General features: G+C 70.6%; 21 protein-coding genes and 1 tRNA gene. 10 read left to right on the top strand and 12 right to left on the bottom strand.

The features are described from left to right. Window positions 1-66 precede the first annotated feature (66 nt). From OG584_RS03415 to OG584_RS03400, 4 genes are all read right to left on the bottom strand, one after another. The gene (locus tag OG584_RS03415; RefSeq protein ID WP_405774813.1) at window positions 67-597 is read right to left on the bottom strand and encodes a PadR family transcriptional regulator; all 531 of its coding nucleotides are present in this window, start codon (window positions 595-597) and stop codon (window positions 67-69) included. Between the two features lie 48 nt (window positions 598-645). Then, entirely contained in the window at window positions 646-2,667 is a 2,022-nt protein-coding gene (locus tag OG584_RS03410; RefSeq protein ID WP_405774811.1) for an FAD-dependent oxidoreductase, read from the bottom strand. Between the two features lie 124 nt (window positions 2,668-2,791). Next, window positions 2,792-3,556, bottom strand: coding sequence for a precorrin-6A synthase (deacetylating) (gene cobF, locus OG584_RS03405; protein WP_405774809.1), 765 nt, complete (start codon window positions 3,554-3,556; stop codon window positions 2,792-2,794). 109 nt (window positions 3,557-3,665) lie between these two features. Next, window positions 3,666-4,163 carry a DUF309 domain-containing protein gene (locus tag OG584_RS03400; RefSeq protein WP_405774808.1) on the bottom strand — a complete coding sequence of 166 codons (498 nt, stop codon included), beginning with the start codon at window positions 4,161-4,163 and terminating at the stop codon, window positions 3,666-3,668. Window positions 4,164-4,276: 113 nt separating this feature from the next. On the opposite strand from OG584_RS03400, the gene OG584_RS03395 reads away from it, so the two are divergent. Both OG584_RS03395 and OG584_RS03390 read left to right on the top strand, forming a co-directional pair. Then, window positions 4,277-4,350, top strand: a tRNA-Pro gene (locus OG584_RS03395). A 666-nt stretch (window positions 4,351-5,016) separates the two neighbouring features. Beyond that, on the top strand, window positions 5,017-6,453 hold the full coding sequence (locus OG584_RS03390; RefSeq protein WP_405774806.1) for an alpha-L-fucosidase: 1,437 nt from the start codon (window positions 5,017-5,019) through the stop codon (window positions 6,451-6,453). A gap of 121 nt (window positions 6,454-6,574) precedes the next feature. Here OG584_RS03390 and OG584_RS03385 read toward each other — a convergent pair whose 3' ends face one another. Further along, window positions 6,575-7,489 (bottom strand): LysR family transcriptional regulator, encoded by a 915-nt coding sequence (locus tag OG584_RS03385; protein WP_405774804.1) that lies wholly within the window; start codon window positions 7,487-7,489, stop codon window positions 6,575-6,577. A gap of 151 nt (window positions 7,490-7,640) precedes the next feature. Between OG584_RS03385 and OG584_RS03380 the strand changes: the two genes are divergently transcribed. From OG584_RS03380 to OG584_RS03365, 4 genes are all read left to right on the top strand, one after another. Further along, window positions 7,641-8,069: a nuclear transport factor 2 family protein gene (locus tag OG584_RS03380; protein ID WP_405774802.1), complete on the top strand. Its 429-nt coding sequence runs from the start codon at window positions 7,641-7,643 to the stop codon at window positions 8,067-8,069. A gap of 54 nt (window positions 8,070-8,123) precedes the next feature. After that, window positions 8,124-9,074, top strand: coding sequence for a zinc-binding dehydrogenase (locus OG584_RS03375; RefSeq protein ID WP_405774800.1), 951 nt, complete (start codon window positions 8,124-8,126; stop codon window positions 9,072-9,074). Window positions 9,075-9,414: 340 nt separating this feature from the next. Next, entirely contained in the window at window positions 9,415-9,852 is a 438-nt protein-coding gene (locus OG584_RS03370; RefSeq protein WP_405774798.1) for a subtilase-type protease inhibitor, read from the top strand. Window positions 9,853-10,041: 189 nt separating this feature from the next. Further along, complete coding sequence (locus tag OG584_RS03365) at window positions 10,042-10,944, top strand: DUF3048 domain-containing protein (protein WP_405774796.1); 903 nt, start codon at window positions 10,042-10,044, stop codon at window positions 10,942-10,944. Window positions 10,945-10,997: 53 nt separating this feature from the next. Here the strand turns inward: OG584_RS03365 and OG584_RS03360 are convergent, their stop codons facing one another. After that, complete coding sequence (locus tag OG584_RS03360) at window positions 10,998-11,558, bottom strand: TetR/AcrR family transcriptional regulator (RefSeq protein ID WP_405783855.1); 561 nt, start codon at window positions 11,556-11,558, stop codon at window positions 10,998-11,000. A 201-nt stretch (window positions 11,559-11,759) separates the two neighbouring features. On the opposite strand from OG584_RS03360, the gene OG584_RS03355 reads away from it, so the two are divergent. From OG584_RS03355 to OG584_RS03345, 3 genes are all read left to right on the top strand, one after another. Next, window positions 11,760-13,229, top strand: coding sequence for a purine-cytosine permease family protein (locus OG584_RS03355; RefSeq protein ID WP_405774794.1), 1,470 nt, complete (start codon window positions 11,760-11,762; stop codon window positions 13,227-13,229). A 91-nt stretch (window positions 13,230-13,320) separates the two neighbouring features. Next, window positions 13,321-14,979, top strand: a complete 1,659-nt coding sequence (locus tag OG584_RS03350; RefSeq protein WP_405774792.1) for an amidohydrolase — start codon at window positions 13,321-13,323, stop codon at window positions 14,977-14,979. 157 nt (window positions 14,980-15,136) lie between these two features. Further along, window positions 15,137-16,174: an enoyl-CoA hydratase/isomerase family protein gene (locus tag OG584_RS03345; RefSeq protein WP_405774790.1), complete on the top strand. Its 1,038-nt coding sequence runs from the start codon at window positions 15,137-15,139 to the stop codon at window positions 16,172-16,174. 326 nt (window positions 16,175-16,500) lie between these two features. Here OG584_RS03345 and OG584_RS03340 read toward each other — a convergent pair whose 3' ends face one another. Beyond that, entirely contained in the window at window positions 16,501-16,767 is a 267-nt protein-coding gene (locus OG584_RS03340; protein ID WP_405774788.1) for a DUF6295 family protein, read from the bottom strand. Window positions 16,768-16,769: 2 nt separating this feature from the next. Then, complete coding sequence (locus tag OG584_RS03335; protein ID WP_405774786.1) at window positions 16,770-17,513, bottom strand: dienelactone hydrolase family protein; 744 nt, start codon at window positions 17,511-17,513, stop codon at window positions 16,770-16,772. Between the two features lie 48 nt (window positions 17,514-17,561). Here OG584_RS03335 and OG584_RS03330 point away from each other — a divergent pair, with 48 nt between their 5' ends. After that, window positions 17,562-17,999 carry a MarR family winged helix-turn-helix transcriptional regulator gene (locus tag OG584_RS03330; RefSeq protein ID WP_405774784.1) on the top strand — a complete coding sequence of 146 codons (438 nt, stop codon included), beginning with the start codon at window positions 17,562-17,564 and terminating at the stop codon, window positions 17,997-17,999. 170 nt (window positions 18,000-18,169) lie between these two features. Here the strand turns inward: OG584_RS03330 and OG584_RS03325 are convergent, their stop codons facing one another. The 4 genes from OG584_RS03325 to OG584_RS03310 all read right to left on the bottom strand — a co-directional run bounded on the left by OG584_RS03325 (window position 18,170) and on the right by OG584_RS03310 (window position 23,185). Then, a complete protein-coding gene (locus OG584_RS03325; RefSeq protein ID WP_405774782.1) occupies window positions 18,170-20,152 on the bottom strand; it encodes a DUF2264 domain-containing protein in 1,983 nt (660 codons plus the stop codon). Then, window positions 20,149-21,174, bottom strand: coding sequence for a hydroxyacid dehydrogenase (locus OG584_RS03320; protein ID WP_405774780.1), 1,026 nt, complete (start codon window positions 21,172-21,174; stop codon window positions 20,149-20,151). The genes OG584_RS03325 and OG584_RS03320 overlap by 4 nt, the downstream gene beginning before the upstream one ends. A gap of 225 nt (window positions 21,175-21,399) precedes the next feature. Further along, window positions 21,400-22,572, bottom strand: a complete 1,173-nt coding sequence (locus OG584_RS03315) for a substrate-binding domain-containing protein (RefSeq protein WP_405774779.1) — start codon at window positions 22,570-22,572, stop codon at window positions 21,400-21,402. A 133-nt stretch (window positions 22,573-22,705) separates the two neighbouring features. Further along, complete coding sequence (locus tag OG584_RS03310) at window positions 22,706-23,185, bottom strand: SRPBCC family protein (RefSeq protein ID WP_405774777.1); 480 nt, start codon at window positions 23,183-23,185, stop codon at window positions 22,706-22,708. Between the last annotated feature and the right edge of the window lie 2 nt (window positions 23,186-23,187).

Genomic DNA, 23,187 nt, shown 5'->3' with positions numbered 1-23,187 from the left:
TGGGTCACAGCCGCCACCGTAGCGCCGCTGCGTGAAAATCACATGAAACCGGCTCCGCCCTGGTGGTCAGCGCTCCGGGAACTCCCGGAGCGCTTCGGTGATCCAGGCGATCCAGTACCTCTCCAGATCGATACCGGCCCGGAGCACCAGATGCTGAAGACGGCTCTCCGCCGACAGATCCGGGGACGAGAAGTCACGTTCCTCGATGGACAGGTACTTCACCAACTGATCCCGGTGCAGGTGGAGATGGCGCTCCAGCTCGGCGCCGAGGTCCTGCGTCCCCACCACTGCCGCTGCCCGCATCCGCAGCAGCAGGGGGTCGCGTACCGCCCTGGGGTCCTCCGTCCTGCCCACCCAGTCCGTCAGTTCGGCACGGCCCGCCGGCAGCACCTCGTACTCCCGCTTCCGGCCCCGCGAGGGCTGCTGGGGCAGCGGCCGGATGAAGCCGGACTGCTCCAGCTTCGCCAGTTCGCGGTAGATCTGCTGATGCGTCGCCGACCAGAAATAACCGATCGACTTGTCGAACCTGCGGGTCAGCCCCAGCCCCGACGACGGCTTTTCGAGCAGGGCGGTGAGGATCGCGTGCGGAAGGGACATGCGGGCATCCTAAGGAGCTCCGGCCGGAGGCTGATCCGGTTCGGTGGCTCAGAGTGTCGCAGCCAGTTCGGTCCCCTGGCGTACGGCCCGCTTGGCGTCCAGCTCGGACGCCACGTCGGCGCCGCCGATCACGTGGACGGGGTGGCCCGCGGCCAGCAGCGACTCGTACAGCTCCCGTCGGGGTTCCTGGCCGGTGCACAGCACGATCGTGTCGACCTCGATCAGCTGCGCGGTGCCGTCCACCGTGACATGCAGGCCCTGATCGTCGATCCGGTCGTACGCCGCTCCGGCGACCGTGGTGACTCCGCGGTGCTTGAGCTCGGCGCGGTGGATCCAGCCCGTCGTCTTCCCGAGCCCCGCGCCGACCTTGCCGGTCTTGCGCTGAAGCAGATGCACGGTCCGTGGTGAGGCCGGCCGGACCGGCGCGCGCAGTCCGCCAGGTGTGCGGTGCTCGGTGTCGACACCCCACTGCCGGAAGAAGACCGCCGGGTCCTGACTCGCCGATTCGCCGCTGTCGGTGAGGAACTCCGCCACGTCGAAGCCGATGCCGCCGGCCCCGATGATCGCGACCCGCTCTCCCACCGCCGCACCGTCGCGCAGTACGTCGAGATAGGTGACGACGCTGGGGTGGTCGAGGCCGGGGATCTGCGGGGTACGGGGGACGACGCCGGTGGCCAGCACGATCTCGTCGAAGCCCTCCGCCGTGAGCGACTCCGCTGTGGCCAGGGTCTTCAGCCGGACATCGACGCCGCGCAGTTCGAGCTGGACCCGGAAGTAGCGCAGCGTCTCGTCGAACTCCTCCTTGCCCGGTATCCGCCGCGCCACGTTCAGCTGCCCGCCGATCTCGTCCGCCCCGTCGAAGAGGGTCACCGCGTGGCCGCGTTCGGCGGCCGATACGGCGAAGGCCAGCCCGGCAGGGCCGGCGCCGACGACACCGATGCGCTTGCGGCGCCGGGTCGGCGACAGGACCAGCTCGGTCTCGCGGCAGGCCCGGGGGTTGACCAGACAGGACGTGATCAGGCCGCTGAAGGTGTGGTCGAGACAGGCCTGGTTGCAGCCGATGCAGGTGTTGATGGTGTCGGCGCGCCCCTGTGCGGCCTTCTCGACGAACTCCGGATCGGCGAGGAAGGGGCGGGCCAGCGACACCATGTCCGCGCTGCCACTCGCCAGCAACTCCTCAGCGATTTCGGGGGTGTTGATGCGGTTGCTGGTCACCACGGGGATGCTCACCGCGCTCGTCACCTTCTTCGTCACCCAGGTGTACGCCCCGCGTGGCACCGAGGTCACGATGGTCGGGATCCGGGCCTCGTGCCAGCCGATGCCGGTGTTGATGATCGTCGCGCCCGCCGCCTCGATCTGCCGGGCGAGAGAGACCACCTCGGCCTGCGAGGAGCCGCCGGGGACCAGGTCCAGCATCGAGAGCCGGTAGACGAGGATGAAGTCGGAACCCACCCGCTCGCGGACCCGGCGGACGATCTCCAGGGGGAAGCGGACGCGGTTCTCGTAGGATCCGCCCCAGCGGTCCTCGCGGTGATTGGTCCCCGCCGCGATGAACTCGTTGATCAGATAGCCCTCGGACCCCATGATCTCGACGCCGTCGTACCCGGCGCCCTGTGCCAGCTCGGCCGCCCGGACGAAGTCATCGATGGTCTGTTCGACCTCGACGTCGGTGAGGGCGTGCGGGGTGAAGGGGCTGATGGGTGCCTGGATCGCGCTCGGCGCCACCAGGCCCGGGTGATAGGCGTACCGGCCGAAGTGCAGGATCTGCATGGCGATCCGGCCGCCCGCCCGGTGGACCGCCGCGGTCACGGCTGCGTGCTGTCCGGCCTCTTCCGCGGTGGTCAGCTTGGCACCGCCGTCGAGGGGCCTGCCCTGCTCGTTGGGGGAGATCCCGCCCGTAACAATGAGCCCGGCACCGGCGCGTGCGCGGGCCGCGTAGAACTCGGCCATCCGCTCGAAGCCGTCGGGTGCCTCTTCGAGGCCGAGGTGCATCGATCCCATCACGACGCGGTTGGGCAGCGTGGTGAAGCCGAGGTCGAGAGGGCTCAACAGGTGGGGGTACGGGCTCATCCGGCGCCTCCGGTGCGCAGTGGTGGTCAGCTCTTTCTAGACCAGCCGCATCCGGTTGTGCAACAAGTTGCATAATGGGATGCGTCACTGCCCGGATCCGCGCCCGGCCCCCGTTCGCCGCCTGTCAGTCCCTGCGCAGCAGGTAGGTGTCCATGATCCAGCCCTTTCGGGCCCGCGCCGCCGATCGCAGCTCGTCGATACGCCCCGCGACCTCGGAGAGCCGCCCGGATACCAGCATCTCGTCGTCGGTGCCCAGACAGGCACCCCAGTGGATCAGCGGATCTTCGTCCATGTGGTGGCGGAAGGCCTGGTGGGCGTCCAGCATGACGACGACATCGTCCACGCCGTCGGGCCAGCCGTCGGCGAGCCGCCGGCCGGTCGTGATCTGTACGGGCCGCCCGACCCGGTTCAGCCCCGTGCGGTGTCCGGCCGCCAGCGCCGACACACTGCTGATGCCAGGAATCACCTCGTGATCGAAGCTGACCGAGCCCCGCCGCAGAACCTCTCCGAGAATGCCGAGCGTGGAGTCGTACAGGGCCGGATCTCCCCACACCAGGAAGGCGCCGCACTCGTCCTCGCCCAGGTCCTCAGCGATCATGCGTTCGTAGATGCCGGCGCGGGCACGGCGCCAGTCGTCGACGGCCGCCGCGTACCCGGAGTTCCCGGCCTCACGGTCCCGGCCGGGATCCCGCGCCTCGACGAGGCGGTAACCGCGCCCGTGCGTGATGTGCTCCTGCAGGATCTCGTGGCGCAGCCGGATCAGATCGGACTTCTCCGCTCCCTTGTCGAGAAGGAAGAAGACATCCGTCCTGTTGAGGGCTTTGACCGCTTGAATCGTCAGATGGTCCGGGTTTCCGGCACCGATGCCGATCACATAGATCTTTCTCACCCGGCGAGTCTGACGCATCGGCGCGGCTCCCGGACGGCGACGGCCGGCACCCGCCACGCAGTCAGGCCGGGCGCGCGAGCCGTTCTGCCGCACCACGTGGGGGGACCGGTCAGGCGACGGTCAGGCGCGGGGCTGACGCTCCCGCGTCGACCGGGCCCCGGAGCCCGCCCGCGAGCCGTTCCGCCCAGGCCGTCAACCCGTCGATGTCGATTCCGTACGGCACGGGCTCCGGGTAGGCGGCGAGTTCACCCGAGCCCCTGAGCAGCAGACGCGCCCCGCCCGCGGTGTTGCCACGGGCCGCGTGTGTCAGCCCCACGGCCAGCTGGGCCAGACCTCGCCAGAGTGTGCGCTCCGCGTCGGGCCCGGACTTCCAGGCATCCTCGAAGACCTCATGCGCGTGGAAGGGCATCCCGGCGTCGAGCAGCCGCTGTGCCTCCCGCACCGTCTCGGCCGGGGTGCGCACCACGCCCTCGGGCTGCCGCTCCACACCCTCGGTCCCGTACGGCAGTGGCCGCCCGAGCCCGTCCCTGGGGCGGGCGTTGCGAGCCCGCCCCTCCGTGTCACGGTCTCGGATGCCGCCGTCCTCGCTGTCTTTCCTCACGTTCATCCGCTGATTGTCGCCCGGTTGCCCTCCGTCATGGCGGAGTCGGTCCGGTCCCCGGAGTGCGGTATGGTTCTCATGCAGGTCAGGCGGGGGGAAACCCCAGGTCGGACGGGCATCGGGACGTGGCGCAGCTTGGTAGCGCACTTGACTGGGGGTCAAGGGGTCGCAGGTTCAAATCCTGTCGTCCCGACTTGTGTTTTCACAGGTCGCAGGCGGTATCGGAATACTCCGGTACCGCCTTTTCCGTGTCCGGCACAGTCGCTGTAACGCCGAGGCGGCTCCGCACCGCCTGCGAGGCGGCTCCGCACCGCAGGTGAGGAATCCAGTCGGCCCGGTGGCGGGCCGCGAATCGATCTGCTCCGGGTTTTCCCGATCTCCCCAAGGCGCCGTTGTGCGGTGTGACCGGCTCGTTCTTGGTCGCAGATCCAACATGATCCGCGGATTCTGTCCATGATGACAGGAGGCGGTGCGCTCATCGGGCTCGCCGCAGCGCGCACTTCAGCGGCGCCGAACCGGTCTCAAGTGGTGTGCACACCTGCCCCTTTGACGGTGTGTCTGCCGGTCGACCGGTTCGGTCGCCGGTCTTGACGGCGTTCATAAGTGAGGGCAAGGTTCCTGAAAACAATATAGGATCTGGTACTCGCTCTTACGGAGGGCGGGGTGGGGCGTTCCACGGTTACGCCTCGGACTCGCCCTGCGCTATCGCCCACCCATGCCACACAGCTGGCCGGTTCGCATGGAATACAGGCATCGCGCTCGCCCCATCCGCCCGATTGTCCACGGCCTACTGGGGCGCTGCCCGTGATGTCCGCTTCAAATCGTATAGGAAACCTAGGAAACCCGCCGGGAGGAATCGATGGGACGTAAGCCTGTAATGCTCCTGCTGTCCGTCGCACTTGTCATGCTTGGGTCACTGTCGACCCAGGCGGCTGCCGGACCGCTCCCGTCCGAAGGGGGACGCAGCCCCGCGCCGGGAGCCGCGGCTGCCTCAGGAGCCGAGCCGCGAGACCTCGCCTTCGGAGCTGCCGCGGCACAGAGCAGCACCGCCTACGGAGCGACCGCGGACCGGGCGGTCGACCTCACCCACGACGGGGCGTTCTCGGGTTCCTCCGTCACCCACACCGCCGAGGAGCACCAGCCCTGGTGGCAGGCCGACTTGGGGGCGTCCAAAGACCTGGAGAAGGTGGTGGTGTGGAACCGCACCGACTGCTGTGCCGAGCGCCTCTCCGACTTCTGGGTCCTGGCGTCGGACAGTCCGATCACCGCTGACGGCCTGGACGAAGCCCGCAACGCGCCGGGCGTACGGGCCCAGCACGTCACCGCTCTGGACGGGCCGTCCGCGACCGTGGACCTGGCCGGGTCCGCCCGTTACATCAGAGTGCAGCTGGCGGGTACCGGTTACCTCTCGCTCGCCGAGGTCCAGGCCTTCGGCCAGGAGATGATCGCGCCGTCCGCCGAGGCCCAGTCATGGGTGAAGCAGAACAAGTTCGGCATGTTCCTGCACTACGGGATGGGGACGTACACCGACTCCCAATGGGCCGATCCCAACACCCCGGCCGCACGGTTCGACCCGCCCCAGGTGGACCCGGACCAGTGGGCCAAGGGGATGAAGTCAGCCGGAATGACGTTCGGCGTGCTCACCGTCAAGCACCACGACGGGTTCGCTCTCTGGCCGACCGCGCAGTCCGCGTACAGCGTCGCCGCCAGCCCGTACCAGGGGGGCAAGGGGGACGTGCTGCGCCAGTACGTCGACGCGATGCACGCGAACGGTCTGAAGGTCGGTATCTACTTCTCCATCTGGGACCGGCACAACGGCGAGACGCTCGACCTCGTGCAGAAGGAGCTCACCGAACTCCTCACGAAGTACGGGAAGATCGACTATCTGTGGTTCGACGGGTGGGGCTGGCAGGTCCCGTACTCGAAGATCCCCTACCAGCCGGTGCGCGATCACATCCATGACCTGTCGCCCGGCACCGTGGTGGCCAACAACGACCACCTCGGGACGCTGAACACGACCGACGTCATCGTCTACGAGGTCCCCGTCCAGGGCATGCCGCCGGCCACCAACCCGCGGCCCACGGACGCCAGTGACACCCTGGACGCCAACTCGACCTGGTTCCGTACGAGCGGGACGGGACAGCCGCGCGCCGCCACGGACATCGTCGGCAATCTCCGCAAGGCCGTGTCGGGGAACGCTCTCTACCTGCTCGATGTCGGGCCCGGTACGGACGGCCGGATCGACCCGGCGTACATGGACCGGCTGAAGGAGATCGGGGGAGCCCAGGGGTCATGAGCCGCACCCTGCTGATCCGCTTCGTGCGGACGCCGCCTCGCACCCGGTCCCCTGGACGGGGCCAGGCACGGTGTCAGGGCCCGTCGGCATAGCGTGCACGTCGCCCCGGCACGGCTGGGCATCAAGCCGTGTCGGGGGAGCTGAGCCAGTTCCTGGCGCGTGCCGTGCCAGTGGCGGTACGCAGCAGCCGCGTGACCGCGGGCCGGCCTGTGCGCCCACGCGTCAGGAGATGGATCTCCACGGTCGCGACGGGATCCAGCGGCCGCCAGACCACCCCGGCCGGCAGTCCGGACGCCGATGACGCACCGGTGACCGAGATCGCGGTGCCGTCCGTCACGAGGGTGTGCGCGGCGTCGAAGGTGATGGTGCGGAGCAGGAGCCGGGGGGTGACCCCGGCTCGCGTGAAGATGCCCGTGATCGCGTCGTAGTGGCCTGGGTTGGCCTCTCTGGGATGGATCAGGACGGTCTCGTCCGCCAGGAGTTCCGTCTGTACCCGGCCGGCGGCTGCGAGTGGGTGCCCGGCGGGCATGAGGACCCCCTGGGGTTCCAGCCTCAGGAGTGTGCGCACCAACTCCGGCGTGGGCGGCGGGCAGCGCAGCAGTCCGGCGTCGAGGGTGCCGTCCGCGACGCCCGTGAGTATCTCCGCCGTGGACAGCATCCGGGTGGCCGCGGTGATTCCGGGGTGCTCGGCGGCAAGTGCGGCCAGCAGGGCCGGAGCTGTCTCGTAGCTGGTGCTCGTGCTGTACCCGAAGGCCAGTGAGCCGCACGCGCCGTCGGAGAAACCACGCACGTCGCGCCACAGCCGGTCGGCCTCGTCGCACAGCGCCGCCCCTCGGTCCATGAGCAGCCTGCCGGCCTCGGTGAGCTCCACCGAGTGGGTGGTGCGCGAGAGGAGCTCCACACCCAGCTCCTGCTCCAGCTGACGGATCTGGCGGCTCAGGGCCGGCTGGGCTATGTGCACGCGCTCGGCCGCCCTGGTGAAGTTCCGCTCGGCGGCCACCGCGAGGAAGTAGCGCAGACGGCGCAGTTCAGACATGCCCCGCAGCGTACGGCCTCTGCTGAGCTGCGGTGATGCCGGTCGGGTCTGAGCTGATCGAAGACAGGTCTTTCCCTTGGAACAGCTCCTCTTCCTAGAGTCCGGACATCGGGAGAGACACAGCACGAACCACACGGAACGGAACGCGGACATGAGCACCGGCACGCACCCCACCACCACCCTCACCGACCGGAGCAAGGCCGTCGTCCTCGACTACATGCGGGCTCTGACCGAGGGTGATTTCGCCGCCCTGCACGGCTTCTTCGCAGCCGACGCGACGTGGACGCTCGCAGGCGAGCTGCCGCTGTCGGGTACCTGGACGGGCCCCGGCGAGATCCTCGGTGTTTTCGTCCCCGCGATGGTGGACCGGATGGTTCCTGAGTCGCTGGAGATGGAGTTCGAAGGACTCATCGGTGACGGAGAGCGGGTGCTCGCGGAGTGGAACACCCGGGGGCTGGCCAAGAGCGGCGGGCGCTACGACCAGCACTGCCTGGCAGTCTTCACCATCCGTGACGGACGCATCGCGAGTGTGCGCGAGTACTTCGACACCCTGCACGCCCACAACGTCGTCTTCGCCTGAACCCGCACCCCACACACCTGCCACTGACTGTTCCACCCGAAGGGATTCACCGCCATGAAGGCCGTACTGCCCGTGTCGTCGACCGCCGGCTCCATCGGCGACGGAGCTCCCGTCGTGCTGGGTGAGGTCTCCGAACCCGAGCCCCACGACGGTGAACTGGTCCTGGCTGTCGAGGCGTACTCCGTCAACCGCGGCGAGACGTTCCAGCTCGACGGGCAGCTCGACCGCCGCTGGCCGGGGTGGAGACCGGGCAAGGACGTAGCCGGAACGGTGATACGGGCAGCCGCGGACGGGACGGGGCCCGGAGCGGGTGCCCGAGTGGTCGCCCATCCGCCCGCCTACGGCTGGGCCGAGCGGGTCGCCGTGCCCACAGCACACGTCGCCGAACTCCCGGACTCCATCGACGCGGTGACCGCCGCGGCACTCCCGCTCGCCGGAATCACCGCACTGCGCCTCCTGCGCGCGGCGGGCCCCGTCGCGGGCAGGCGGGTTCTGCTGACCGGGGCGAGCGGGGGAGTGGGCCACTATGTGACGGAGCTCGCCGCGTCCTGTGGCGCGGCGGTGACCGCCGTCAGCGCGACAGCCGAGCGTGGTGCACGGCTGCTGGAACTCGGGGCAGTGGAACTGGTGACCTCCGTCGACGAGGCGCAGGGGCCGTTCGACGTGGCGCTGGAATCCGTCGGCGGGTCCTCGCTGCCGGCCGCGCTGTCCCGACTCGCCCCGGGGGCGCTGCTCGTGTGGTTCGGCCAGGCCTCCCGGGTACCGGTGACGCTCGACTTCTTCGACTTCTTCAAGGGGCCCCTCCAGGCGAGGATCGCGCATTTCGACTACACCTCGTCCGACACGACGTACGCCGAGGATCTGGCCGCGCTCGTCCGGCTGGTGTCCGCCGGGCGGCTGCATCCGGAGATCGGCACCGTCCGCGACTGGTCGCGCACGGGTGACGTCATCGCCGAACTCCGCGACCGGCAGGTACGCGGCAACGCGATTCTGACGGTGGGCTGACCGCTTCTGCGCACTGCTGCTCGGGGAGTGACCGATGGGTCTACGGGGCACAGCACCCCGGAAACGCGCATGTTTCGCGCCGAAAGTGTGAGCTTGAAAAACGAACCAGAATCAGATCGATGCAGGTCAGCGTGCAGTTTATGATGAGACCAATTCAGTTTGTCCATATGTTGGACACGGTGCTCCCGGCCTCTCCGGCCCCTTTGAACTGCCCGAATCGATCCTTCTGTTGCGTTGAGCGGACACGTGCGTCCGAAAATCGATCAACAAGGTGCAGCAACTCTCCGCAGCGACCAGACTCCTGTCCGCAATCAATCCCCCCTTCGACAGGAGAGTCGAAATGCGGCACAGTCTCAGAACCCTCGGCGCGGCGGCACTGGCGGCGGCGGCCTGCGTGACAGGCATCGCCGGGACGGCGCACGCCGCGCCGACGAGCATCTACGCGCCCTCGGCCCTGGTGCTCACCATCGGCCGCGGAGACGAGGCGGCGTCCACGGTCGTCCGTGCTGTGACGCTGACCTGTGCACCCCGGCCGCAGGGAACACACCCGGCCAGTGAGGCCGCCTGCGCCGAACTCAAGGCGGTCGGAGGCGACCTGGGGCTCCTGTCTGCCGCTCCCGCCGACCCCGCCGACCGGCAGTGTTCGTTCCTCTGGGCTCCTGTGACGGTCACCGCGGACGGTGTGTGGCAGGGCCGTCGGATCTCCTGGCGGGCCACCTACGGCAACGCCTGCCAGATGGGCGCGGCCCTCTCCGAGAGCTCGGTCTTCAACTTCTGACCGGTGGCGCGGACTTGAGACGCGCCTGAGATACGAAGGCCTCCTGGCCGGGAGCGGTCCACGACGGACGGCGCTCCGCGACGGGAGGCCTTTGCCTTACTGACGCCCTGACAGATGATATGACGGATATGACGGTAGTGCCCGGTCCACGGTCCGGGGCTGTGGCCGGTACGGACGTGAGGAGCACAGGTGGACGGAGCGAAGGCACTCCGCGCGGGCGCGGCGGTGGCTCTGGTCGTGGGTCTCGCCGTGGGCTGCTCGGGGCAGGGCCGGCACGGTGGGGCATCCCGGTCCGTCCTCACCGGGGAGGAGGGGGCTGCCGGGCGGGTGCTCGCCGTGAAGGTGGACAACGTGTCCGCGGCCCGGCCGCAGACCGGACTCGATGACGCGGACCTCGTGTACGCCATCGAGGTCGAGGGCGGGCTCTCCCGGCTCATGGCCGTTTTCGACAGCGGCCATCTGCCCGCCACGGTGGGCCCCGTCCGGAGCGCCCGGGAGACAGATCTGCAGTTGCTGGCCGGGTACGACAGGCCCGCACTCGCCTTCTCCGGCGCCCAGAGCAAGCTGCTGCCCGTGCTCAGGAGCTCGGACATCGTGAGCAGGACCGGCACCGGAGCCTTCTTCCGCAGCCCCGGCCGGCCGGCTCCGCACAACGAGTACGTGCACACGAAAGGGCTCAGCGACGGCGCCGGGGCGGCCAGGGACATCGGGCTGCGCTTCGCGGCGAAGATGCCGGCCGGTGGCAGTCCGGCAGCGGTCACCTCGGCCTCGATGCCCGCCGCCCGGTTCACCTTCACCTGGGAAGCGCCGCGCTACCGCGTCGCCATGGACGGTTCGCATACGCCCTGGACCGCGGACAGCGTGATCGTCCAGCGCGTTCAGGTGAAGGAGTCCCGCTTCCGCAGCCGCACAGGTTTCGTCCCGTTCTCCCGGACGGTCGGGGCGGGCTCCGGCGTGGTGCTCCGCGACGGGCGTTCGTACGGTGTGCGCTGGAGCAGGCCCACGGCGGATGCCCGCACGACGTACACGTACAACGGCAGGGCGATGCCACTGCATCCGGGCAGGACCTGGATCGTGCTCGAACCGGCCTGAAGGCGGTAGCCGTCACCGGCGCCGCCGCCGGGCCCGACCGGTGGGCGGTCGGCTCAGCTCTCTGCGGTGCCGAGGAGCCGCGCCGCCGCCGAGCGGGCCGACGCGAGGGCCGCCCGGCGGTCCGCGCCCCGCTGGCCCAGGGCCACGCGGGTGCTCAATCCGTCGAGAAGCGCCAGGAGTTCGCAGGCACGGCCCGGCGCGTCGTCGACGCTGAAGCAGTGCTGGGCCGCGCCCTTGGTCAGCACCGCTTCCAGGTCCTGCTGCCAGCCGCGGTCCAGCTCCTCCTGAGCGGCGCGCAGCGGCTCGTTCGATCCGGCACGTGCCCACAGTTCGATCCAGAGCATCCAGCGCGGGTCGCGGGGGCCCTCGGGCAGGTAGAGCTGCAGGAAGCGGTCCAGGCGGCGGGCCGGCCCCGCCCGCCCCGCGAGCAGGGCCCTGCGCTCATCGGTGAGTGCCGCCTCGCTCCAGCGCAGCGCCTCGAGCAGCAGTCTGTCCTTGCTGCCGAAGTAGTACAGGATGTGGCCGCCACTGGTGCCCAGCCGTTCGGCGAGCGCGGACATGGTGAGCGCGGCGAGCCCGTTCTCCGCGATGGCCGTCATGGCCTCTTCGAGCATCCGGTCCCGCGCGATCTGCCCGTCCTTGCGATGTGCCACTTACGCCCCGCTCACGATGGTCCGCTCCGGATCCGCCCGAGCCTATCGCCGACCGATTCGACCGGAGGTCTTGACGTGCCCAGGGTGTAGACCGCATCTTGAATGCCGTTCTAACTCTTAGAACGGCATTCAAAGTATGGATGCGGGAAGCGGAGGCCTCGTATGGCGCGACAACAGACGGATGCCACCGACCGGCATGCCTCGCCCAGCGCCCCGCCGGGAGCCGCGGCACCGGGCGCCGGAGGAACCGGTGTCACCAGTGACGAGGTGTTCCGGGTCGAGACGCACGGCATCGACCCGATCCCGGACGAGGACCGCCACGGCAGTGCCCGGGACCTCTTCTGGCTCTGGTTCGGCTCCAATCTGACCTTCACCTACGTCATCAACGGTGCTCTCGCCGTCGGCTTCGGCCTCTCGTTCTGGCAGGCCACCGCCACGGTCGTGATCGGCGGGCTGACCTTCTTCGTGATCAGCGCCGCCGGGCTGAGCGGTATCCGCACCGGCACCGCGACCCTGGTCATCTCGCGCGCGTCCTTCGGGGTCCTCGGGAATTTCCCCGCCGGTCTGCTCAACTGGGTCGTCTCCATCGGCTACACCATCGTCAACACCGTGGTCGGCACCCTCGCCCTCGAAGCGCTCTTCGCCGACATGGGATGGCGCGGTGGCGGGGACACCGCCCGTGCCCTCGCGCTCGTGATCACTCTCGCGGTGACCTTCGCGGTCGCCATGTGGGGCCACGCCACAGTGCAGTTCGCCGAGCGCTGGATGGCGTACGTGCTGGCCGCCGGCTTCGGCGTGCTGCTGGTCTTCCTGCTGCCAGGCGCCGGGACGGGGGCCGCTCCGGGCGGCGGTGCCGGGTTCTCCGGCTGGACGCTGGCCTTCGTCGTCATGCTGGCAGGGCCCTTCTCCTACCTGCCGATGCCCGCCGACTACACCCGCTACCTGCCGCGGACGACCTCGCTGCGCTCCATCACCTGGAGCGGCGCGCTCGGCGGCCTCGTCTCCTCCGTCGCACTCGGTGTCGCCGGAGTCGCGGCTGCCACCCAGGCCGATATGACGGATGCCGTGGCCGGGGTGGAGAAGTTGCTGCCCGGCTGGTTCCAGCCGGTCTTCCTGCTCCTCGTGCTCGGCGGTTCGGTGACCAACTCCATCCTGACCCTCTACTCCTCCAGCCTGAACCTCCAGGTGCTCGGCATCCCCTGGAGCCGTGCCAGGGCGATCATCGTCAGCGTCGTCGTGACCGCGATCGGCTCGCTCGCCGCGCTGTTCCTGGCCGACTTCACCGAGTCGCTGCTGAGCTTCCTCTCCTTGCTGATCATCGTGTTCGCGCCCTGGGGCGGTGTGTTCCTCGCCGACATGCTGCTACGCCGCTGCCGTTACGACACCCGGTCCCTGCACGCGGGACGCGGCGGGGCGTACTGGTACCGCGGCGGGTTCCACGTCGCCGGCATGACAGCCCTCGTCACCGGTATGGCCTTCGCGGCACTGACCTGCAACTCCGCACTGTGGACCGGGCCGCTGGTGGCCCCGCTCGGCGGCGGTGACCTCACTCTGCTCGGCTCGGTCGTCTCCGGGCTCGTCTACTGGTCGCTGACCCGCCGCACCCTCCGTACGGCCCCGGCCGACTGCTGAACCCCCGCCCGTACGCCCGGCGCCGGCCCCGATCCGTCCCGTCCACCGCACCACTTCGCAGCACCCGTACTACCCCAGGAGCCCGTCCCTCATGACCCGCACCACAGCCCCGGCCGACCTGGTCCTGCACAACGCCCGTATCCACACCGTCGACCCGCTGCTCCCCGCCGCCGAGGCCCTCGCCGTCCGCGACGGCCGTATCGTCTGGCTCGGCCCGGACGCCGGGGCGGCGGCCTGGACGGGGGAGGGCACCCGGCTCATCGACGGCGCGGGCAGGCTCGTGCTGCCCGGCTTCATCGACGCGCACAACCACGTACGGCTCGGCTCCGACGACGCCTGCGTCCAGCTCGCCGGAGCCCGCACGCTCACCGAGATCCATCACCGCATCACCGCCTGGAGCGCCGAACACCCCAGCGCCGAGTGGATCGAGGCCGAGGCCTTCGACTACTCCGCGATCCCGGACGGCCGGATGCCGAACGCGGCCGATCTCGACCGGGTCACCGGCGACACCCCGGCCTTCGTCCTCAGCTACGACGTCCACACAGCGTGGCTCAACACCGCGGCCCTGCGCCGCCTCGGCATCAGCCGGGAGGTGACGTCGCTTCCGTTCGGACGGGCCGAGACCGACCCGGTCACCGGTGAACCCACCGGATTCATCAAGGACTTCGCGGTCAGGGGGCTGTCCCGCGAAGGCCACCGGGCGCTGCGCGAGCTGGGTGTGCCGTGGGCCGCTCCCGACCGCCAGTACGGCCGGCTGGTCAAGAGCCTGGACGACGCCATCCGCTTCGGCATCACGACCGTCGTCGAACCGCAGAACTCCCTCGACGACCTGGAGCTCTTCACTCGCGCCCGTACGGAGGGCCGGCTCCGCTCCCGTCTCGTCGCGGCACTCTTCCACCCGCGCGGCACCACTGACGCGGACCTGGACGACTTCGCCGCGGCCGCCGCCCGGTTCGACGACGACCGGCTGCGGCTCGGTCCGCTCAAGCTCTACATCGACGACGTGGTCGAGCCGCGCACCGCCGCGCTGCTGGAACCGTACGCGGGCTGCGGGAAGCACCGGGGCGACACGTTCTACCCGGCGGAGGAGTTCGCCGAGCTGCTCGCCAAGCTGGACGCCCGGGGCTTCCAGTGCTTCGTCCACGCCACCGGCGACCGGGGTATCCGCACTGTGCTGGACGCCGTCGAGCACGCCGCCGCGGTCAACGGGGCACGGGACGCCCGGCACCAGGTCGTCCACGTCGAGTGCCTCGACCCGCAGGACACGGCGCGCTTCGCGGAGCTGGGTGTCGTGGCGTGCATGCAGCCGAGGCACTGTGCTCCGGAGATCGCCGGGCCGGGCCAGGACTGGGCGGAGAACATCGGCTCGGACCGCTGGCACAAGGCCTGGCCCATGCGCAGCCTCCATGAGGCCGGAGCCGTGCTGGCCTTCTCCAGCGACTGGAACGTCGCCGAGATGGACCCGATGACCGGCATCTACACCGCGGTCACCCGTCGGCCGCTCGGCGGTGGCGAGCCCTGGCAGCCGGCCGAGACGGTGGACGTGGAGACGGCCGTCCACGGCTACACCATGGGCTCCGCGTACGCCAACTTCCTTGAGGGCGAACGCGGTTCGCTGAGCGTCGGCAAGCTGGCCGACTTCACCGTCCTGTCCAGGGACATCCTGCGGATCAGCCCGGAGGCCATCCCCGGTACGACGGCGCAGCTGGTGGTCGTGGGGGGCGAGGTGGTGGCGGGTACCGGCGTCTGAGCCCCCGGCCGGGGTGGCGGGCCGGGCCCCGCCCGCCACCCCTCCGGCCGCGTACGGCATCGTGATGATCGTCAGGGACCTCCGGGTCCACCGGATCCGGCAGGAACCGACGCGGTCGTGCGCGCTCCACCGGGCAAGGACAGACAGGGGACCCGCGATGAGCGACGACTGCGTGCGGGCGCGCACCGACGGGCGGACCGGTCATCTCACCCTCGACCGGCCGAGGGCGCTGAACGCGCTGACCCGTCCGATGGTGAACCGCATCGACGAGGTGCTCACCCGCTGGGAGCACGATCCCGCCGTCGAGAGCGTTCTCCTCAGCGGAGCGGGGGAGCGCGGCCTCTGCGCGGGCGGCGACATCCGCATGATCTACGAGGACGTACGCGCCGGCGGAACCGCGTCGGACACCTTCTGGCGCGACGAATACCGGCTGAACGCCCGGATCGCCCGCTACCCCAAGCCGTACATCGCCCTCATGGACGGCATCGTGATGGGTGGCGGGGTCGGTGTCTCGGGGCACGGCAGTGTCCGGATCGTCACCGAGCGCTCCAGGGTCGCGATGCCGGAGACCGCCATCGGCTTCGTGCCCGACGTCGGCGGGACCTATCTGCTGGGCCGGGCGCCCGGAGAGCTCGGGACCCATCTCGCCCTGACGGGCTCCGCGGTCGGTGCGGCCGACGCCCTGCTGTGCGGGCTCGCCGACCACTACGTGCCGGCCGGCCGCCTGCCCGCTCTCGTCGGGGATCTCGCACGGGACCCGGTGGCAGAGGTGCTGCCGCGTCACACGGCGCAGGCCCCAGCCGGGGAACTGGCGGCGCGGCGGGAGTGGATCGACCACTGCTACGCCGCCCGCACGGTCGAGGAGATCGTGGACCGGCTGTTCGCCGTCGGCCTTCCCGAGGCCAAGGAGACCGCCGATACCCTGCTGAGCAGGTCGCCCACCGCGCTGAAGGTCACGCTGGCCGCGATCCGGCGCGCACGTGAACTCGGCTCGCTGGAACGGGTGCTGGAGCAGGAGTACCGCGTCTCCAGCGCCGCGCTCACCTCACCGGATCTCGTGGAGGGGATCCGCGCTCAGGTCATCGACAAGGACCGTGACCCGCACTGGTCGCCCGCCACGCTGGCCGGGGTCGGCGATGAGTACGTGGCCCAGTTTTTCGCGCCGCTCGGCGGCGCGGAGCTCACGTTCGGCTGACCGTACGCACGGCGGACTCGGCAGTTCTCATTTCGTTGGTCCAGGTGGGCAGTCGAGCCCCTGACTCCGTTGGGACGGCCAGGGGCAGATCACCCTGCCGTAGGCAGTGAGGCGGACACGCGGTGCGCGACACCGTCGGGCGCTGCGCCCCCGGGCTGACGCGATGGCGCGGCATCGCCACCCGCTACGGCGAAGCCGCGGCCATCTGCCTCACCCGGCTCCGCCCCACAGGCCTCCTCGTCCGGCCCTCCGGAGGATTCGGATCCAACGGCCCGTGCGGCGTACGGACCAGGGGCCCTTACCCGTACGCCGCACGGACACCGCCCTCAGGCGGTGAGGGCGGGCGGCACCGCCGCCAGCGCCTCCTGGACCGCGGCCACCAGAGCGCGGGCGGACTCGGCGGTCAGCTCCAGCGCGACGCGGGCCGACGGTCCCTTCGACGGATCGGTGAAGTCGATGTTGAGCGTGTGCCCTGCCATCGCGTGCACCGGGTGGTCGAAGTACACCGTCACGTCGGACACATGGAACCAGGAGCTGTTCGGCCCCTTGGCGCTGCCGTTCACCGTGTCCTTGATCGTCGTATAGGTGCACATGCTCAGGCCCCCAGGTGCTTGGCGAAGAAGGTCTCGATCCGCTCCCAGCCGTCGTTGGCGGCGGCCACGTCGTACGAGGGCCGGTCCGTGGAGAAGAACCCGTGGCCCGCGCCCTCGTAGGTGTGGAACTCGAAGTCCTTGCCGTTGTCGGTGAGGATCTGCTCCAGCTCGGCTACCTGCTCGGGTCCCGGGAAGCTGTCCTCGGCCCCGAACAGGCCGAGCAGAGGGGCGCGAAGCTGAGGGAGTTCGTCGACGAGATTGCGTACCTGCAGCGGGAATCCCTCCGGCGGCGTTCCGGTGACGAACGCGCCGTAGCAGTCCACCGCCGCGTCGAGGTCCAGCCGGCAGGCGGCGAGCACGCTCTGCCTGCCGCCGGAGCAGTAGCCGATCGTGCCCGCCCTGCCGTTGGAGGTGGGCAGCGCGCGCAGATGGGTGGCGGCCGCGGCGACGTCACCGGTGAGCCGGTCGTCCGGCACCCCGCCGGCGGCGCGGTTGGCCGCCGCCGCGTCGTCAGGAGCCGCGCCGGGAGCGTCACGGAAGAAGAGGTTCGGGCAGATCGCGTCGTAGCCCAGCTCGGCGAACCTGCGGACGATCTCCTTGCTGCCCCGGTCGTAACCGGGCATGTGGTGGATGACCACGACGCCACCGCGCGGGGATCCGCCCTGCGGGCGGGCCAGATAGGCCTCGATCTCGTCGCCGTTGTGACCTGCGAGCCTGATGGTTTCCGCGGTTAGTGAGTCACTCATGAGACAGCTATACCATAAGGCTGAACTAATCAGTTTATGCTGTCGACCATGGTGAACACGGTGGATTCGGTGCGGATGGCGGCTGACCTGCGGGCCTGCCTGGGTCCGCTGGTGCGCAGGCTGAGACAGGTGCGGCCGGACGGTGAACTCACCCTGTCGCAGACGTCCGTGCTGGTGCGGCTCGACCGCGAGGGCCCGGCGACACCCGGCCGGCTGGCCGAGGCGGAAGGCATCCGTGCCCAGTCCATGTGCACGATCGTCACCGCGCTCCACGAGCGTGGGCTGGTGGCCCGCGACCCGGATCCGGATGATGGCCGCCGGGTCGTCGTGTCGCTCACCGCGGCGGGTGCCGAGGGTCTGCGCGGCGCCCGGAAGGAACGCGCGCGGCGGCTGACCGTGGCCATCGACGAGGAGCTCACGGCTGACGAGCGCGAGCAACTGGCCGCCGCGCTGCCCCTCCTGGCCCGCGTCGTCCACCGGCTCTGACCGGCCTGCCGCCGAGCGGACCGGGCACTGGGGTGAAACGGTGAAACGGTGAACTCCTTGCCGGAAGACCCCTCGCCACTGATCGGTGAGGACGACCGCGACACGGCCGTCGAGCGCTTGCAGGAGTACGCCGTGCGCGACCGGCGAACCCTCCCTGGCAGGGGCGTCCATCAGGCCCCCGCATCCACCCCCGCACCGTGCCCGCCGCGGTCGTGGTGGACCGCCATCGGCTCGAACTCGACCCGGGTCGTGGACCCGTCGTCGGCCCAGACGGCTTCCACCGCGGTTCCGTCCTCGTCCACACGCACCCCGGTCAGCACGGCGGCGAGCGGGGTGGCGCCCGGTCCAGCGCTGAGAGACGCCAGCGACACCAGGACGGCCGGGCCCTTCGAACCCGCACCCGCCGTGTCCGCGCCCAGCCGGGGCACGACAGCCCAGCGGGTGAACGCCGTGCCCTGCGGGGCCCGTACCGTGTCCCGGGTCTGCCAGCCGTACACCCCGAGCAGCTCGGACCGCACCGCGTCGTCCGGCCCGGTGGCCCAGCCCGTGTGCTCCAGCCGGGCACCGGCCGGGGCACCGAGAATCCGGTGCACCCGCAGTTCGTTCCTGCCGCGGGCCACCGTGACGCTCTCCACCCGCAGCCCCGGCACCATCGGGGCCCCGGAGGCGAAGACCGGGCGATGCCAGGAAGCGGCCCAGCCCCAGCCGTCACCGTGACCCGCGCCGAGCGGCCGGAACGCGCGGCGGGAGCTGCGGACACCCGAGAGGACCACTGCCAGATGGTTGTCCGGTGCGTTCTCCCCGGCCGTGGGCCCGGTCACCGTGGAGTAGGCGTGCCGGTGGTAGAGCGGATCGTCGGCCGCCCCCGACTCCCCTTCGTGCGGACGGAGATGATCGCTGCCGTGGTTGTGCAGCCTGACGACGCCGTCCGTGCGTGTGGACTGCACCAGCAGTCCGGGCGCCACAAGCGCGAGTACCCGGTCGGGGCCCTCGCTCGGTGCGGCCTCCTCCGGCGCCGTCCACAGCGGATGGTCGGCCGGAGCCAGCAGGGAGACGAAGGCCTTGGAAGCCCAGTAGGGGGAGGCGGGGCCCGAGTACGGCTGGAGTGTCGCGTCGTGCGGGCCGTGCCAGCCGAGGCTGAGCAGGCCGTCGTCGCCGGTGGCGCCCCGGTCCAGGAAGTACCGGAGCGCGCCGCTGATCAGACGGCGGGAGGTGCCGGGCGTCAGCGGGGTGTGCCCGGTGACCGCTCCCAGCCCGACCGCCGCGCCCGCAGCGAAGCGGTACGTCAGCGAGCGGCCGAAGTGGAGGGGCGCACCGTCCGCACCGAACAGCAGCGAGAAGCCCTCCAGATGCTCCCTCAGCCGGCCGCCGTACCGTGCGGAGAGCTCCGCGTCGCCCGACAGGTATGCGTCGAGCACCGGATAGAGGTGCAGGGCCCACCCGTTGTAGTGGTCGAAGGCCCTGCCGTCGCCGTCGGCGTACCAGCCCTCTCCGCGGTACCAGCCGTCCAGCAGTTCCAGCGCCCGCTCCTTCGCGCGCGCCGTCTCGGCGTCGCCGCGCCCCACCGACTCCAGGAAGGCGGCCACCGTGCAGGGGAACAGATACCAGTTGTTGGGGGCGGGTGTATGGCGCAGCGCTCCGCGCAGCCAGTCCTCGGTGCGGTCGCGTACCCCGGCGTCCAGCCGGTCCCAGAGCCAGGGACGCGTCAGCCGCAGTCCGATGGCGACGGACGCGGACTCCACCATCGGCTGACCGAACACGGTGTGGTCCTGGATGACCGGCCAGGACTCCGTGTCGTCTCGGCCCGGCGTCAGAGTGCCCGCCGCGAGCCCGTCCGCGTACCGGTCGAGCCAGCCGTGCGGGTCCTCACCACCGGCCCCGGCTACCCGGAACGCGGCGGCGAGGAACGTGCGCGCGTACCCCTCCAGGCCGTCGGAGCGCACCCCTGAAGCGGAGGGCCTGCCCGGCAGGTCGAGCAGGGCGCGGCCGGGCGTGGACCACTGCCAGGCGGCTTGCAGCAGCCCGTCGGCCGCGGCCTCCCAGTGCGCACGGGTGTAACCGGTGTGCGGGCTCAGCAGCCTTTCCTCGGAGGGGAGTACGAGCGGGCGGGGCGCGGCGCAGGGCAGTGCGTGCGAAGAACGAGGAGACGTCATGCGAGGAATTCCAGCCTTTCGTGCGGTACGGGGTGGGCGAAGCCGTCACCCGCGGCCCACCGGGCGACCTCACCGACCGCCAGATCGGCCAGCCGGCGCCACTCATTGCCCTGCGAACCCGCCAGATGCGGGGTGATGAGCGCGTTGCCGCAGTCCCACAGCGGGTGTTCCGGCGGCAGGGTCTCCGGGTCGGTGACATCGAGGATCGCCCGGATCCTGCCCTCCCTGAGGACCTGGGTCAGCGCGTCCTGGTCGACGACGGCCCCGCGCGAGGTGTTGATCAGTACGCTGTCCTGCCGCATGGAGGCGAGCAGTTCACCGCTGACGAGTCCGCGGGTCGCCGCGAGCAGCGGAGTGTGGACGCTCACCACGTCGCTGTGGGCGAAGAGTTCACCCAGCCCGGCCGGCCGGACCCCGAGTGCCTGCGCCTCGGCATCCGAGACGTAGGGGTCGTGCAGCAGCACCCGCAGGTCGTAGGGGCGAAGCAGCTCGATGACGCGGCGGCCGATGAGCGATGCGGACAGGATGCCCACGGTGCGGCCGTAGTTGCCGATCTCCGGCGAAGTGCGGAGCCAGTCGTCGCGGAGCCGGTCGGACCGGAAGGCACGGGAGCGCTCCAGGACGCGCTTGCCGGACAGCAGGATCATCGCCACGGTGTACTCGGCCACCGGCAGGGCGTTGGCGGCCGCGGCCGACGAGATCTGGATCCCCCGCTCCCAGCAGGCTTCGGTGACATGACCGCGGACCGAGCCCGCCGTGTGGACGACCGCACGCAGCCGGGGCGCGGCGGCCAGCACCCCGGCGTCGATGGGCGGGCAGCCCCAGCCGGTCACCAGCAGGTCCACATCGGCCAGGGTCGTACGCGCCCGGCCGGTGGTGAAGTCGTCCAGGACGGGCAGCGGAGCGAGGTCGCAGACGTCGGCGAGTGCGGTCAGCGACTCCGGGCCGAGTACGGCGGCCGCGGCGTCGGGGCTCATGGCGAGTGCGGTGCGGGGGCGGCTACGGGGAGGGGTGCTGGGCATCATTCTCCTGGTACGGGGCGGAAGGCGCGGCCTGGGCAAGCAGCGTCAACCAGCCCCTGGACACGGCCTTTCGACGGCACCCGCGGTCAGCCGGAGCGCGGGAAGCGCTGAAGCAGTGCGAAGGCGAGGGCCGGTGGCGGAACGGCGCTCCTGGTTGGGGACAGGGGAATCCTGATCGGCTGATCGCGCCGGGTCAAGAGATCGCTCAGAAGAAAGGTGAAGCGGTCAAACGATCGTTCTGTCGCTCCGGTCGGCATGCCGCGTCGATCCGCGTACTTCGAGCGCCGGAAGCAGCTCAGTCCTGCGGACCGGACCGTGACTCCCGGCGGGCTCGGCCAGCCGGTGCAGCAGCAACTCCGCGGCGGCCCTGCCGATCTCGGCCTTCGGCGGTGCCACCGCGGTCAGCGGGGTGCTGCCCAGTGCGGCCACCACATCGTCGTACGCCACCACCGAGCAGTCCTGCGGCACTCGCACCCCGCTCTCCGCCAACCGTTCCACCAGCATCAGCGCGTCCACATCGCCGTGCAGGACCGCTCCGGTCGCACCCCGCTCGTGCAGCAGCGCGGCGAGGTCGAGGGGGGCTCCCCGGTGCGGCGCGGGTGCGGCGCTGAATACGACCCCGCCCGGAACGTCCGGCTCCCCGGGGCCGGGTCCCGGCACCGCGTCCGGCGTGCTGAGCGCCGTCGACCAGTCGTCCACCTCGGGCCTGGCAGCGGAGATCTCGGCGAATGCCGCCCGGACGGTGCGCGCCGTGGGGCTGTCGTCGCGGGCCGCGAGGACCAGTCGGCGATGGCCCAGCGACACCAGGTGGTCGACGGCCAGGAAGGTCCCGTACCAGTGGTCGGAGCAGACCGAGTCCAGGGCGTGCAGCGCGCTGCCCGCCCTGGGGCGCCGCTCCATCAGCACGGTCGGTACCGGCACGTTCGCGAGCCAGCCGTAGTCCGCCTCCTCCGACGCAGGACTGCGCCAGCGCGGAGCGATCAGCAGCCCGCGCGCGCCCCCGGCCAGCGCCCGCTCCACCAGTGGCCGTTCGCCGCCGGGCGACTCGGGGGCGATATGCAGCGCGATGCGTACCCCGGACTCCTCCAGCACGCTCCGCGCGCCGTGCAGGATCTCGTAGAGGTACGAGTGGCGCTCAGGTACGACGAGCGTGACCGAGCCGCCGTCCGCCGCCGGATCACCGGACCGCGGCGCCGGGAGCCGGGGCGGTTCCCCGGCGGGACGGGCCACTCCGTGCCCGCGCCGCAGTTTCCCCGTACGGGCCAGCTCCTCCACATCGCGCCGGACCGTGACCACCGAGACGGCCAGCTCCGCGGCGAGCGTACTGACCTTGACCGCGCCCCGGGACTGCACCACCCCGAGGATCCGCTGACGCCTGAGTTCGACCGGCTCCCGCATGTCTGTGGGCCCCCTGCGTGGTGTCCGCTGCCGCCGTGCACTGTTCGTTTGAACGGTCGCCCGAGCGCTTGCGGTCGCAGCATAGCGAGGACACCACGGCCGGGAGCCGGGCGCTTCCTCCGTGCCGGGGGTACTACCCCGCCTGCTCCACGGTCCGCGCGAGGATGCCCAGGGTCGCTCGCAGCCCCGCCTCGGGGATGACCGGGAAGACGCCCTTGTCCCGGTAGCGCTCGTCGATCCGGCTCCAGTCGTAGTAAGAGGTGACGAGCGTCCCCGTCGCGCTGGGGCTGAGGCGGTAGCCGTACAGGTGCTTGATGGGCGGCTGGACCGTCCCGGAGATGGTCCACTCGATCAGAGCGTCCTGCTCGAACCCGGTGATGATGACCGTGACGTCGTACTTGCCCATCGGGAAGTCGTTCAGCGCCTCCCGGTCCATGTGCACGACGAAGGTGTCGTCCACCTTGCGGACCGGTTCTCCCTCCGCGGACTGGAGCATCCCGGAGCTGTCGATGGCCACCTGGCCCTGCGGGTCGCAAAGCAGCGCGAACACCGTGGCGGGGGATGCCGCGATCTCCCGCTGGACTTCGAAGCGTTCTGAGCTTTCTGTCGTCATGT

This window comes from Streptomyces sp. NBC_00859 (genome assembly GCF_045161865.1).
GTDB lineage: Bacteria > Actinomycetota > Actinomycetes > Streptomycetales > Streptomycetaceae > Streptomyces.
This window is presented reverse-complemented; position numbering and strand designations above follow the sequence as displayed.

What these genes read in the sequence shown, in the direction of transcription:
- OG584_RS03415 (WP_405774813.1), bottom strand. Translation starts at nt 597, where the DNA reads ATGTCCCTTCCGCACGCGATCCTCACCGCCCTGCTCGAAAAGCCGTCG.
- OG584_RS03410 (WP_405774811.1), bottom strand. Translation starts at nt 2,667, where the DNA reads ATGAGCCCGTACCCCCACCTGTTGAGCCCTCTCGACCTCGGCTTCACC.
- OG584_RS03400 (WP_405774808.1), bottom strand. Translation starts at nt 4,163, where the DNA reads ATGAACGTGAGGAAAGACAGCGAGGACGGCGGCATCCGAGACCGTGAC.
- OG584_RS03390 (WP_405774806.1), top strand. Translation starts at nt 5,017, where the DNA reads ATGGGACGTAAGCCTGTAATGCTCCTGCTGTCCGTCGCACTTGTCATG.
- OG584_RS03385 (WP_405774804.1), bottom strand. Translation starts at nt 7,489, where the DNA reads ATGTCTGAACTGCGCCGTCTGCGCTACTTCCTCGCGGTGGCCGCCGAG.
- OG584_RS03380 (WP_405774802.1), top strand. Translation starts at nt 7,641, where the DNA reads ATGAGCACCGGCACGCACCCCACCACCACCCTCACCGACCGGAGCAAG.
- OG584_RS03375 (WP_405774800.1), top strand. Translation starts at nt 8,124, where the DNA reads ATGAAGGCCGTACTGCCCGTGTCGTCGACCGCCGGCTCCATCGGCGAC.
- OG584_RS03370 (WP_405774798.1), top strand. Translation starts at nt 9,415, where the DNA reads ATGCGGCACAGTCTCAGAACCCTCGGCGCGGCGGCACTGGCGGCGGCG.
- OG584_RS03360 (WP_405783855.1), bottom strand. Translation starts at nt 11,558, where the DNA reads ATGCTCGAAGAGGCCATGACGGCCATCGCGGAGAACGGGCTCGCCGCG.
- OG584_RS03355 (WP_405774794.1), top strand. Translation starts at nt 11,760, where the DNA reads ATGGCGCGACAACAGACGGATGCCACCGACCGGCATGCCTCGCCCAGC.
- OG584_RS03350 (WP_405774792.1), top strand. Translation starts at nt 13,321, where the DNA reads ATGACCCGCACCACAGCCCCGGCCGACCTGGTCCTGCACAACGCCCGT.
- OG584_RS03345 (WP_405774790.1), top strand. Translation starts at nt 15,137, where the DNA reads ATGAGCGACGACTGCGTGCGGGCGCGCACCGACGGGCGGACCGGTCAT.
- OG584_RS03340 (WP_405774788.1), bottom strand. Translation starts at nt 16,767, where the DNA reads ATGTGCACCTATACGACGATCAAGGACACGGTGAACGGCAGCGCCAAG.
- OG584_RS03335 (WP_405774786.1), bottom strand. Translation starts at nt 17,513, where the DNA reads ATGAGTGACTCACTAACCGCGGAAACCATCAGGCTCGCAGGTCACAAC.
- OG584_RS03330 (WP_405774784.1), top strand. Translation starts at nt 17,562, where the DNA reads ATGGTGAACACGGTGGATTCGGTGCGGATGGCGGCTGACCTGCGGGCC.
- OG584_RS03325 (WP_405774782.1), bottom strand. Translation starts at nt 20,152, where the DNA reads ATGACGTCTCCTCGTTCTTCGCACGCACTGCCCTGCGCCGCGCCCCGC.
- OG584_RS03320 (WP_405774780.1), bottom strand. Translation starts at nt 21,174, where the DNA reads ATGCCCAGCACCCCTCCCCGTAGCCGCCCCCGCACCGCACTCGCCATG.
- OG584_RS03315 (WP_405774779.1), bottom strand. Translation starts at nt 22,572, where the DNA reads ATGCGGGAGCCGGTCGAACTCAGGCGTCAGCGGATCCTCGGGGTGGTG.
- OG584_RS03310 (WP_405774777.1), bottom strand. Translation starts at nt 23,185, where the DNA reads ATGACGACAGAAAGCTCAGAACGCTTCGAAGTCCAGCGGGAGATCGCG.